General features: G+C 32.1%; 13 protein-coding genes. 6 read left to right on the top strand and 7 right to left on the bottom strand.

What is annotated here, in order from left to right; all coding sequences use genetic code 11:
• The first annotated feature begins 1 nt into the window (after nt 1).
• Nucleotides 2-244, top strand: a complete 243-nt coding sequence (gene moaD, locus LCI24_RS02480) for a molybdopterin converting factor subunit 1 (RefSeq protein WP_274639003.1) — start codon at nt 2-4, stop codon at nt 242-244.
• A gap of 73 nt (nt 245-317) precedes the next feature.
• Here the strand turns inward: moaD and LCI24_RS02475 are convergent, their stop codons facing one another.
• Genes LCI24_RS02475 through recO form a run of 3 tightly spaced genes read right to left on the bottom strand, consistent with a single transcriptional unit; the run spans nt 318 to nt 3,800 of the window.
• Complete coding sequence (locus LCI24_RS02475; protein WP_274639002.1) at nt 318-599, bottom strand: DUF3817 domain-containing protein; 282 nt, start codon at nt 597-599, stop codon at nt 318-320.
• 11 nt (nt 600-610) lie between these two features.
• On the bottom strand, nt 611-3,076 hold the full coding sequence (locus LCI24_RS02470; protein WP_274639001.1) for a TonB-dependent receptor: 2,466 nt from the start codon (nt 3,074-3,076) through the stop codon (nt 611-613).
• A gap of 1 nt (nt 3,077) precedes the next feature.
• Nucleotides 3,078-3,800 (bottom strand): DNA repair protein RecO, encoded by a 723-nt coding sequence (gene recO, locus LCI24_RS02465; RefSeq protein WP_274639000.1) that lies wholly within the window; start codon nt 3,798-3,800, stop codon nt 3,078-3,080.
• A 92-nt stretch (nt 3,801-3,892) separates the two neighbouring features.
• Between recO and LCI24_RS02460 the strand changes: the two genes are divergently transcribed.
• Nucleotides 3,893-4,363 carry a CYTH domain-containing protein gene (locus tag LCI24_RS02460; protein ID WP_274638999.1) on the top strand — a complete coding sequence of 157 codons (471 nt, stop codon included), beginning with the start codon at nt 3,893-3,895 and terminating at the stop codon, nt 4,361-4,363.
• 57 nt (nt 4,364-4,420) lie between these two features.
• On the opposite strand, the gene LCI24_RS02455 is transcribed toward LCI24_RS02460, so the two are convergent.
• The 3 genes from LCI24_RS02455 to LCI24_RS02445 all read right to left on the bottom strand — a co-directional run bounded on the left by LCI24_RS02455 (nt 4,421) and on the right by LCI24_RS02445 (nt 9,031).
• On the bottom strand, nt 4,421-7,555 hold the full coding sequence (locus tag LCI24_RS02455) for a M43 family zinc metalloprotease (RefSeq protein ID WP_274638998.1): 3,135 nt from the start codon (nt 7,553-7,555) through the stop codon (nt 4,421-4,423).
• Nucleotides 7,556-7,704: 149 nt separating this feature from the next.
• Nucleotides 7,705-8,346: a PAQR family membrane homeostasis protein TrhA gene (trhA, locus tag LCI24_RS02450; protein ID WP_274638997.1), complete on the bottom strand. Its 642-nt coding sequence runs from the start codon at nt 8,344-8,346 to the stop codon at nt 7,705-7,707.
• Entirely contained in the window at nt 8,318-9,031 is a 714-nt protein-coding gene (locus LCI24_RS02445) for a lysophospholipid acyltransferase family protein (RefSeq protein WP_274639066.1), read from the bottom strand. The genes trhA and LCI24_RS02445 overlap by 29 nt, the downstream gene beginning before the upstream one ends.
• A 249-nt stretch (nt 9,032-9,280) precedes the next feature.
• Here LCI24_RS02445 and trpS point away from each other — a divergent pair, with 249 nt between their 5' ends.
• The 4 genes from trpS (at nt 9,281) to LCI24_RS02425 (ending at nt 11,483) form a co-directional block, all read left to right on the top strand.
• Nucleotides 9,281-10,249 carry a tryptophan--tRNA ligase gene (gene trpS / locus LCI24_RS02440; RefSeq protein ID WP_274638996.1) on the top strand — a complete coding sequence of 323 codons (969 nt, stop codon included), beginning with the start codon at nt 9,281-9,283 and terminating at the stop codon, nt 10,247-10,249.
• Nucleotides 10,250-10,389: 140 nt separating this feature from the next.
• On the top strand, nt 10,390-10,644 hold the full coding sequence (locus LCI24_RS02435; protein ID WP_115899774.1) for a hypothetical protein: 255 nt from the start codon (nt 10,390-10,392) through the stop codon (nt 10,642-10,644).
• A gap of 80 nt (nt 10,645-10,724) precedes the next feature.
• Nucleotides 10,725-11,030 (top strand): DUF6370 family protein, encoded by a 306-nt coding sequence (locus LCI24_RS02430; RefSeq protein ID WP_274638995.1) that lies wholly within the window; start codon nt 10,725-10,727, stop codon nt 11,028-11,030.
• Nucleotides 11,031-11,300: 270 nt separating this feature from the next.
• The gene (locus LCI24_RS02425) at nt 11,301-11,483 is read left to right on the top strand and encodes a hypothetical protein (protein WP_099214795.1); all 183 of its coding nucleotides are present in this window, start codon (nt 11,301-11,303) and stop codon (nt 11,481-11,483) included.
• Between the two features lie 72 nt (nt 11,484-11,555).
• Here the strand turns inward: LCI24_RS02425 and LCI24_RS02420 are convergent, their stop codons facing one another.
• Nucleotides 11,556-12,596: an NADP(H)-dependent aldo-keto reductase gene (locus LCI24_RS02420; protein WP_274638994.1), complete on the bottom strand. Its 1,041-nt coding sequence runs from the start codon at nt 12,594-12,596 to the stop codon at nt 11,556-11,558.
• Between the last annotated feature and the right edge of the window lie 120 nt (nt 12,597-12,716).

Genomic DNA, 12,716 nt, shown 5'->3' with positions numbered 1-12,716 from the left:
TATGAAAATAAGCATTCTATTTTTCGGCATGGCAACAGATTTAGTTGATAGTTCTTCATTAGAAATTGAACTTCCTAACAAAATTACTGTTGCTAGCTTTAAAGAATTTCTTGTAGCAGAATTCCCTGAGCTACAAAAAATGAGTTCGTATGCTGTGGCTATTAACGAAAGTTACGCTACAGACGATATACTCATAAAAGAAAATGATGTAATCGCAATTATTCCTCCAGTTAGCGGAGGATGATATTCAATGTAGCAATTTGAAAATGTCTCAATTTTACATTTATACATTGCTACATGAGAACGTTACCCCATTGTTATACGGTTTCTTGTTTAAGATATTTTCCGACAAAAAATGTTCCGAAAGGTAAGATAGAAAGTAAACAAACAATTCCGAAAGTTTTACCGTTCCAGTTTAGCTCATACTTTAACATGATTGCTAACACTATGTATCCTACAAATAACAATCCGTGAGGCATACCTAGCATTTTTACATACTCTGGATTTCCTTGTAAGTATTTTATTGGCACTGCTATAAAAAGTAATAAAATATAAGATATTCCTTCTAATAAACTTACTAACTTAAAAAAATTAATCATTGATTTTTTACTTAAAAATTGGTTAGCAAAGATACTGAAATATTACGTCCTGCAGCCGAAACTCCAGAAGCAAATTCCTTATAATGTTCATCAAATAAGTTAGACAATTGTGCTTGTAAAGCTATGTTTTTTGTGAACTGGAATTTACCGTATAATCCAACAGTCATCCAACTAGGACTTCCGTAGTATTTATCTATATCTTCAGTAGCATTCGCGTTAACAATTGGTGTTTGTTCATGGTTATCAATACCTTCAGTTATATTATAATCTGAAATATCTTTCTTTGCATTAAAAACTAAGTTAGCTCCACCTTCAAACTTGTTATTTACATAACTTAAATCAAAACGACCAAATAACGGTGGAATAGACGACATTGGTTCGTTAGTATCATAAGTTTTACCATAAGTATAAGTAACAAACCCAGAAGTATTCCAGTTTCTATGTAGTTTACCTTGATAACTTACTGTGGCACCAGTAACATATGCTGTTCCTTTATTTACATTAGCAACAATGGCTCCGTCTTCTCCATCATATTCGATAGTTGAGCTTCCATTCAGCTCAAAACTCTCTCTATAAATGTAGTTATTCAATAAAGTATAATACACATTTGCCCCAACTCTAAATTTTCTATTATTAAAATATTTTTGAGCACCTATTTCAACATTATATGCATGTTCTGGTTTTAAACTAATATTTGGTATAGTTACTTTTCCGTTCTTCTCTCTTATCTTTCCTACATCATCAATGTTTGGTGATCTAAAACCAGAAGATAATACTGTATTTAACTGCCATGTTTTATTAGGCTTGTATACATACCCTATAGTTGCTGTTAATGATTGATTATCTAACTGAATATCATTTTGAGGAATATCAATAAAAGTTTCGTCCAACCACTTTGCTTTCAATACTGTATTTGTTCCTCTAATTCCTGTGTTTAATGTTGATTTGCTATTAATATCTTGACGGTAATCTACATAAAAAGCAGAGCTCAAATAACTACTTCCTCCATCAGGGTAACGCGACTGTACTGTAAAATCTCCATCAAAGCCAATTATGTTATTATCATTAACTCGTAACGTTTTTCCGTAAGAATTAGATTCCACATCATTGTAAGTTACTTCAATTCCATATCCTAAATTTCTATTTTCTGCTAACGGTACTGTAAAATCTCCATTCAAACTAAAAGCATCCACACTTTCTTTTCTGTAAGATCTATCTAGGCTTCCAAACTTTCGTTGAATACGACTTTCTTTTATATTTTGATAAGCTAAAGTGATGGTTCCATTATCCATCCACTTTTTCTTTGGGTTGATAATTAACTGCGGAGAAATCAACAAACGTTCTTGAGGTCCGTAATACCATTCAGCAAATTTTAAACTTCCATTTTTCAATTCATTTAACTTATCAAAACGAGGTATATCAGAAGAAGTTGAATATTGAATATTGAATTTAAAATCTGTATTTTTTGAAAAAGGCACATAAAACTTTTGCAATACATCTGTTTGACTGTAACCTGTATTTCTTTGTAAATTTTGGTCAGAGTTAGCAACTGGCGTATCACTATAAAAAGTGTTTGTGTTATTGGAATAATAAGGAACCTTTCCCCAATTATCAAAGCCATGAGAACGATTTTCTCCCATCTTTAAGTCTCCAAAATTACTATGAGCTATACTTGTAAAAGATGCCCATTTTTTAAATCTTAATTCAGCAGAAACCACATTGGTTACTTCATTATTTGCTGAACTATATCGCAAAAATGTATTTCCTTTTATTTCACTTCCCTTTTCCGATAGTTTTGGGGTTTTAGTATAATAGTGAATAACCCCACCTAATGCATCAGAACCATAAATTACTGACGACGGACCAAAAACAACTTCTGTTCTGTCTAATAAATTTGGAGCTACTGTTATTGAGTTTTGTAAGTGTCCTTTTCTATAAATTGCATTGTTCATACGAACACCGTCAACTACCAAAAGAACTCGGTTACTTTCCATTCCACGTAAAACAGGACTTCCTCCTCCGAACTGTGATTTCTGAACTTTTATCCCCGGAACACTCGCTAATAAATCTGCTGATGTTTGTGGTGATAATTTCTCTATTTCTTTTGAAGACACTACCGCAATTTGTTCTGCAATACGATTAGTTTTTTCTCTGTTTTTAAAAACAGAGACAACTACCTCATCTAATTGTTCTGAGTTTTTTGATAAATAAACATGGTAATTATTCTTTTTTATTACTGATTTTTTTTCTTGATACTGAGCATATGACACATGGGTAAACGTAAGCAACTCATTTTTCTTAAAGTCAGAAATATCAATTTTTCCTAATTCATCACTTACCGCCGATGTTGTTTTATCTTTATTGAAAACAGCAACAGCCTCCACAGGCTTACCTGTTTCGGCATCAATAACAGTAATGGTTTGAGAAAAAATTGTGGTAACAAATAGTAAAAAAAATACAGTAATTCTGTGTTTCATATTAATTAAATACGGTTTCTAAAATATCTAATGATTTAGGTTTTCTAAATCCCTCCAAGTGTAATTCATAATACTGAACTATAATTCGGAGAATAATTTGTCTTTCTTTTTTTGAATAAGAAATTGAGTTAATCACATCAAAATTTATGCCTAACAAGCTTTTAAACAGCATTATTTCTTTTCCTGAAATCGTTAATTTTTCATATTCGGTATCAGTAAAACTTCCTTCTAACAAATTAAATGCGGTTTTATCAATATTAGTTGTATCTGGATAAAAGCCTAAATACCTAGATAAATTTAATAAAAATAGTAAGTGAAAGTTTGCAACCTCATCATGTGTATCTAACCAAATTAAAGATGTTTCAATATAACTGTATAAAGGATTATTTTCTTCCTCTTCTTGTAAAATATATGATAACACTTCTGATAAAAACAGTACAATTGATTGTTTTACTATAGAGGTATAAATGGTTTCATACGGATGAATCACTTGCACTTCTTTAATAGAATGTAACGAGCTTTTATTGCTGTGATTTGCAGTAAGATTTAATTGTGTTAGTGGTTGAAAGTGCGCAGGCTTTAACTTTCCTTTTTTTGATTTTAGCACTCCTTTTATCATATACGACTTTACTCCTTCTTGTAAAGTAAAACATTTTACAACCAAACTAGTATCTCCATATTTAAGAGAGCTTAAAACAATGGCTTTTGTAGTAATTACTGCCATTTAACCAAGTTTAACTATTAAAATCATTAATCAAAGATATACCAATAATATCAACAAAAATAGTACATTCGTGTAAAATTGATTCCTTTAACATGACAACAGAAATAGAGCGAAAATTCTTGGTAAAATCTACTGAATTTAAACAAGAAGCTTTTCAAAAAAACTACATAAAACAAGGTTTTTTAAATTCAAATAAAGAAAGAGTTGTACGAGTTCGTTTAAAAGACGATACTGGTTTTTTAACCATCAAAGGGCCATCAAATGCTAATGGAACTACTCGATTTGAATGGGAAAAAGAAATTGATAAAAAAGAAGCTGAAAGTCTTTTTGACTTATGTGAAAAAGGTAGTATTGAAAAGTATAGATATTTAGTAAAAATTGACAATCATACTTTTGAAGTAGATGAATTTTTAGGAGATAATAATGGCTTACTTATTGCTGAAGTTGAATTAGAAGATGAAAATGAAAGTTTTACAAAACCTGAGTGGTTAGGTGAAGAAGTTACTGGAGTTCCTAAATACTATAACTCAAACCTAAGTAAGTTACCTTATAATAAGTGGTAAAAAAGCTGTTTGAAAATTTTCCAAACAGCTTTTACTCCCCTAATTAAAACTCTTTTCTTATTTTTTTAGAATACTAAGAGTTTTCACTTGTTTTCCTGATTGTATCTTTAACAAATACATACCTTCTTTCTTTAGTATACTTTCATCTATTAATATAAATGTAGAAGGCAATTGAATATCTTTACTATGTACATGTCTTCCCAATAAATCATACACATCTAATCGAATAGCCCCATCTTTTATAATACTAGAAATATCAATTTTTGTTTGTGATACAAATGGATTAGGTATTGCAGAGATAACTCCACTATTATTTGACTTTTCGTCGTTAGGTCCTACAACTCCACTTCTTATTACTGTTGTAATTGGCAAATTTGCCGTTTTATTGTAAGCATAATCTGTCAACGTATAAGATAGCCCATCGTTTGCTACCAAAACATGAAACCATCCATAGTGTGTGTTTCCGTTTATTTTAAAAGTAAACCCAATAAAACCAGTCTTTCCATTCCAAGACGTATAATTGGATGAGCTAATTGTATAAGGGCTAGAGTTTGTTATAAAATTACTTGACGCTCCAACAGAAACCCCTTCTACTAAATAAGACACGTTACTAGTTGTTCCTTCACAAACAATATTTTTATTGTAGGTTTCTAATCGCACAGAATTATTAGTATACCAAGCACCATAATCTGCATCGTCTCCTACTTCAATTCTAAAAAACTTCCAAGGGTCACTTGAGGTTACCGTTAGGTCATCTATATCAACATATACAATGTCATCATTTGTACTACAAGGTTCACAAGAGCCTCCACAGTCAACTCCTGTTTCATCTCCATTCTGAATTCCATCACTACAGTTTCCATCACCAATAACAACCTTATAATCCTCTACCTCTCCATAACTAAACGATTCACAAGACGTAGGTATACTGTTATATTTCATAGACACTCTCATTCTAGTATCTCCTGAAATTGCTGAACTAGGCACAGTAAATTGCCCTGTTACTGAAGTATCTTTTGACGCCGTTTTACTCCAAACCTGTTCACCTGCATCTATAAAATCTCCGTCTTGATTGTAATCAATCCAAACACTATATCCTTCGGAATAAACAGTACTACTCCAGCTTGGTGTTATAGTTATTGTATAATCTCCTCCTTTTGATAAGTTAGTTGATACTGTAGGTGTATAATCTTCATATCCGCCACTTGATCCTGACGAACTATTAATAATGCTATTTAATTCAACTTTACTAATGAATTCATCATTTACACTCTTTCCGTTGGAATCACAATATATCACTGCACAAGGCTCACAAGAACCACCACAGTCTACACCAGTTTCATCTCCATTTTGAATTCCATCGCTACAAGTAGCTCCTGTATTTCCATCCCACACTTTACTTCCAGCTTTGATTGCTCCAAAAGGTTCTGTACTATATGCATAATCTAGTAACGTATATGACGTGCCGTCATTGTTAACACTAACTCTGAACCAACCGTAATTAGTTTTTCCTGTGTATAATTCTAATTGAAAACCTATATAAGCAGTTTTACCATCCCAAGAGGTATAACTTGCATTTCTAATTACATGCAAATCAGGATACGCACCTCCATCAACCCAAGAACTTTGTTCGTCTATTATAGTATTCAGCTCAATTGGTTTTACATTTCTAGTTCCCGATTGACATACCAGTGCTTTTTTATACGTTTCTAATATTAATGAGTTATTCTCATAAAAAGTTCCAAACCAACTACTACTAGCGCCATCTATTGCAAAAAACGTCCATGTGTTTCCTGAATTAGCTATGTAATCTTGGTTATCAAAATATACCACTTTATAAGGATCATAAAAAGAAAAACTAAACGTTACTTTATCAGAGTTTAAAGAGGAACTTCCTCCAGAAATTGCAGCATCTTTAAACGTAACAGAACCTGTAGTATTATTTAATCTAGAATGGCTCGTTGCTTGTCCTGTAAACTTTACACTAAGTGTTTTATTATTAAGTACGGTTATTTGAGCTGACAAACCTTGAGGAAGGTTGGCATCAAAATGAGTCCCAGAAATTAAATTTCCTGAAGAAACTGAGAAAGTCGTTCCTTCTATAGATATATTTTTAGTTTCATCAACTATTGAACCATCATTTGATAATGCTTCTTCTACTATGGTAGAATCCACTATTAGAGATGCCCCATTTAAGTTTATTCCTGTATCTGTTAAATTATCAGGTTGCCACAAAGGCTTACGGGCTGGATGCTGTAATGCTGTAAGCATTCTATCAATTTGTCCTTGTGTAAACATTTTTCCACAACCAGCAGCAGCATCGTACCCCATGTAGTTTTCATAATTAATTAAATTACCACAATCACTTGCTCCAACCGTACATCCATCATCTCCTGAATTAGAATCTTCTTTTGGAGTATCATCTACATAATCTCCATTTGGATCATTACATCCACCTTCAAACGTGTGTATAAGATTTAACCAATGACCAAATTCATGCGTTAATACCGAAGCAAACTCTTTATCCGTATTCCCATGAATGTAACGTCCATTATAAACTACTCTAGCAGTATTATTATCAGACATTGCAGTATTTGGATACCATGCAACGCCAGAGTTTGTTGCACTTCCATCTGCATATAAATCCCCCATAATGTATACATTCATATACTTATAGTTATCCCATGCGTCTGCTGCAATTTGATCGTCATAACCACCTCCGTTTCCATATCCTGATTTTTCTGGATAAAAAACCACGCCATTAGTACTACCTCCATTAGGATCTATCTTTGCTAAAGCAAATCTAATACTAAGAGTACCTCTTCTTCCTGAAAAAACAGGGTCAACTGTATTAAAGTCATCGTTAAGTCCGTTAAAATCCTCATTCAATTTATCTAACGCAACTTTTATTTTATCATATGTTACAGTTTGTCCGTGCTGAACTGAACCATAAACATGTACAACCACTGGAATGGTATAAGTCTCTCCAACTTTATTAAAAATTGAAGTTTGTTTTTTTCTAACTACATTTTTTGTGTAGCTGTTAAATTTGTCAAATTCTTTTTTTGATTCGGGGTATTTTAAAAATACCTTTTGATTTTCACTTGTAACCTTACAGTCTTGAGCTGGCGCAGTCTCAACACAGAAAAACAACAAAAAGAAGAAGGGTAACAAAATGTTCTTTTGTCTCATAATTGATTGATTTTAAATTACTTAAAACAAACCTACAGTTATAAATCAAATCAATTTGATACAATACTAACCAATACAAACAATAAATTACCTATAACAAGTTTTTTAACTTTAATTTTACAGATATTTTATTTTTTTACCGTAAAAAGTTAGTCAATAAAGAAAATAGCTAAAAAATGACTCAAACTACCCAACAATACAAAAACATGGAAGGTTGCATGACTATACTTTATTTTTTTTAAGGAATAGAAAATAGCTCCTACAGTATAAAAAACTCCACCAAGAAAAAGATACGACAACCCTTCATTTGATAAGTTTTCCATTAAAGGTTTTATTACAAAAACAACTTGCCACCCCATTAATAAGTACAACGCAGTTGATAGTTTATCAAACCGTCCTGTAAAAAATAACTTTAATACAACTCCGGTAATGGCAAATAGCCAAACAAAAATAAACATATACCAACCTAGTTTTGGTGGTAATACAACCAAACAAAACGGAGTATACGTTCCGGCTATTAATACATAAATGGCTGCATGATCAAAAATATTAAGTCTTCGTCTAAGCTTAGGTTTTTTAGCTGCGTGATAAAAAGTAGATGCTGCATATAAAATTACTAAACTCAATCCGTAAATACAGAAACTAGCAGCTTTCCAAAAGCTATGATAACTTAGTGATTTTTGGATAAGAAAGGGAAGAGCTACTATACTAAGTAGCAAACCAAATCCGTGAGTAAGGATGTTTAACCTTTCTTCTTTTTCGTTATAATGGTGATTTAAATTCTCGCTCATTGTTAGGTCGATTAGTATCTTTCATATACAACTCATCATTTATTAATTCATTGTATATCACACTATATGTTTCTTCTTTAAGTTTTTTCTTATCCTTAGCTTCTAAGTTACCTGTTTCAATAAATGCGCATTGTTTTACTCTAAGTGTTCCTGGAGAACCTTTAAAAAAATCCCAAGAAAATAAACGTTTTCCGTCATAATACACTTGAGGAACAATTGGTATTTGATGCTCAACAGCTAAACTAAATGCTCCGTTTTTAAACGGTGCTAAAACAATGTTTTCAGCAGGTACTAATCCTTCAGGAAAAATAGCAACACTTGTTCCATTCTTTAACCTACTATGAGCTTCTTCGTATACTCTTTTTCGGCTTTCTAAATCACTTCTATCAACTACAATAACCACTTTTTTGTAAAAGAAACCAAAAATTGGAAATTTTGCTAATTCTTTCTTCCCAACGAAAACTATTGGGTTTTTACTCATAGCTATTAGAATCCATGGATCTATAAATGACGCATGGTTAGCACAAAACATATAACTTTTATTTCGATCAATTTCTTGCTCTTTTTCAACTTTTAATCGGAATCCCATTCCGTAGATTAAAAAGTAAGCCCATGCTCTTACCACCTTCCAAAAAACTGGGTAATATTTTTCATCTGAAGTTAAAACCAACATAAAAGGCGCCATTATTAATATTGATACTACGATTAGTGTGTAGAACCAAACACGCCAAATAAAACGAATAGGAAAAAATATATACTTCAATTCTTCTAAATTATAATCAACTAACTAACCTTGTACTTCTTCTATCAAAAAAATTTAGTATCAAGGTTCCCCTAATATGCGAATGTAGTAATTTCTTTTGTTTGATAAATTTTAAGCTTATTTTTGCTCACTTAAGCAAGCACTTATTTAAAAACATTTCAAAACAGACTTATGTCAAGAATTTTAACAGGAGTACAAAGTACAGGAACCCCACATTTAGGGAATTTATTAGGAGCAATTTTACCTGCAATTGAAATGGCAAATGATTCTAAAAACGAATCGTTTATTTTTATTGCCGACATGCATTCTTTAACACAGATTAAAGACGGAAACGAATTGCGAGAAAACACCTATAGTGTTGCGGCTACTTGGCTTGCCTGTGGTATTGACATTAATAAAACAGTATTTTATCGCCAAAGTGATATTCCTGAAGTTACTGAATTAACTTGGTATTTAAGCTGTTTTTTTCCATACCAACGTTTAACATTAGCACATGGTTTTAAAGATAAAGCTGATCGTTTAGCTGATGTAAATGCTGGGTTATTTACCTACCCTATGTTAATGGCAGCTGACATTTTATTGTATGATGCTGAAGTTGTTCCTGTAGGAAAAGATCAATTGCAGCATTTAGAAATGACACGCGACGTTGCTAACAGGTTTAATAATATTGTGGGTGAAACTTTAGTTCCACCTCAAGCAAAGATAAATGAAAACACAAAATTAGTTCCTGGAACTGATGGTGAAAAAATGAGTAAATCTCGAAATAATTTCATCAACATTTTCTTACCAGACAAGAAGTTACGTAAGCAAGTTATGGGGATTCAAACAGACAGTAAAGCTCTAGAAGATCCAAAAGATCCAGATACTGATAATGTTTTCGCTTTGTATAAATTATTAGCTTCTGAAGAGCAAATAGCCGAAATGCGTACTAATTATGAAAATGGTGGTTATGGCTACGGACATGCAAAACAAGCTTTATATGAATTGATTATCGATAAGTTTGCTGATGTACGCGCTAAGTATAATCACTACATGGAAAACCGTCATGAAATTGATGAAGCTTTAGCTGTAGGTGCAGAAAAAGCTCGTTTAATTGCCAAAGATGTGCTACAGAGAGTTAGAGAAAAGATAGGATACTAATTATATATCATCTAGTAAATAAGTCATTTTATCCTTAAAAAATCAGGAGTATATCCCTATGAAAAACAGGGAATAGGTAACCTTTGTTAGTTGTGTTTTTTGATAGTTTTACACTACTATTAACCTCAAACTAACATATTATGCCACATTATGCACAAGGAACAACAGGATGGACAAAATTGAAAGGTTATCAAGCTTTATGGGATCCTAAAATTGATTTGGGTAAGTTTTACTTTACAACATTTCAGGGGAAAAGACAAGAGACTCCATATATGACAGCAGATAATTTTGCTAGAGTAATTGACATTCTAAGAAATGAAACTCCAGTATATGGAAACGCAACTACTGGCTCTGTAACCACGCAAGGAGAACTTGTTGGTGAAGAGGAGAGCTAGGAGGTTTAAATATCATAATTAACTAAACCCAGAATAAATTTATTCTGGGTTTTTTATGCTTATTTTTATAAATTCACAACATGAAAAAATTATTAATTTTAGTATTCTTAGGAATCGTTGCCTGTAGTACTCCAAAAGAAAAAACACAAATAGTAGAAGCTTCATGTGGCCAATGTAAGTTTGGTTTAGATAGCCAACATGGCTGTGATTTAGCTGTAAAAGTAGATGGACATGCTTATTTTATTGATGGTGCACACATTGATGATTATGGTGATGCCCATGATAAAAACATCGGTTTTTGCAATGTTGTTAGAAAAGCAGAAGTTACTGGAAAAGTTGAAAACGGAAGGTTCAAAGCTACCTCTTTTAAAATAATTGAAGAATAGTTTTAAACAAAAAAGGCAAAAAAAACCGAAGTAATAATTACTTCGGTTTTTTATTACTTCAAAAATATTTTCATTTTTATAATAACCTACCCTTTCTACCTTATCAAAACAACACCCCAATAGAATTAAATTACTGATTTTGTGAGTATTTACAATAAAAATAGTATTTTTAAACTCATTAAAATTCTTTCGCGAGAAAAAATAGACATAAACCTTGAGTGTCTATAAAATGTTCAGGGATTTAATCAAATTAATTAAATCGTTATTATTATGAAAAAACAAATTTTAAATCTAGGAAAAAGATTAAACAGAAAAGATCAACAAGAAATTAAAGGAGGAAGACCATTTATGGATTGTGATGACTTTTGTAGTTCTAGTTGGAGAGATAGAAATTATTACATTCAAGATCAAATGGAAAAGTATGGTTTAGATTGGTCTCACTGTGTTTGTTAGTATCGAAATATATTGATATAAAAAACGCCTGAAAATATTTTTCAGGCGTTTTCATTTTTATCTACACTCCAACTATGGCGCTGGATTTGGAATCACTTTATGCACAGTTTCTATCTCTGCTAAAATAGCATCAGACAATTCAATATTAATAGAATTAATATTCTCTTTTAACTGACTCATTTTTGTAGCTCCAATAATATTGCTCGTTACAAATGGCAACTGATTGATATATGCTAATGATAGTTCAGTTAAGGTTAATCCGTGTTTATTCGCTATTTTTTGATACTCTAAAACTGCTTTTTCCGAGCCTTCATTTTTATATCGTGCAATAAAACGTGGAAATAAAGTTCCCCTTGCTCCTTCTGGAGTTTTTCCATCGATATATTTTCCTGTTAATACTCCTTGTGCCAATGGAGAGTACGCTAACAAACCTATATTTTCTCTCATCGAAACCTCGGACATTCCTACTTCATACCCTCTATGAATTAATGAGTATGAGTTTTGAATTGTCACCATTCTTGGTAAACCATGTTGTTCTGCAGTTTGTAAGTATTTCATCGTTCCCCAAGGTGTTTCGTTAGACAAACCAACGTGTTTAATCTTTCCTTGTTTCACAAAGTCATTCAGCGTTTCTAAAATTTCTAAATGCTTTTCAGCTTCTTCTGCAGCCGTTTTATACGGATAATCACGTACTCCAAAACAGTTTACCCCACGATCTGGCCAATGCAGTTGGTATAAGTCGATATAATCGGTTTGTAAGCGTTTTAAGCTACCTTCAATTGCTTCACTTATATTCTTTCTGTTGAAACCACCTGTTCTAATATGAGCTGTGTAATCACCTCCTCCTGCGATTTTAGATGCCAACACTACTTTTTCTCTGTTTCCTGTTTTTTTAAACCAAGAGCCTATGATTTTTTCTGTAGCACCATATGTTTCTGGTGTAGCTGGAACTGAATATAATTCTGCAGTATCAAAAAAATTTACCCCTTGTTCTAAGGCATAATCCATTTGTTCATGACCTTCGGCTTCTGTATTTTGTCGTCCCCATGTCATAGTTCCTAAACAAATTTTTGAAACTTTTACATCGGTATTGGGTAGTGTTGTATATTTCATATTATTCTGTAATTATTAAAGGCTTACTTTACTGCAAACCAATAGTCATTTCGAAAGAGTTTAGATTGAGAAATCTTTAACTTGAAAGTTACTTCCTTAATGAGATTTCTCGCTACCGCT

The sequence above is a fragment of the Tenacibaculum larymnensis genome (assembly GCF_028829235.1).
In the GTDB taxonomy this organism is placed as follows: Bacteria; Bacteroidota; Bacteroidia; order Flavobacteriales; family Flavobacteriaceae; genus Polaribacter; species Polaribacter larymnensis.
Note: the sequence above shows the minus strand (reverse complement) of the source record. Positions and strands in the feature narration are given on the sequence as shown.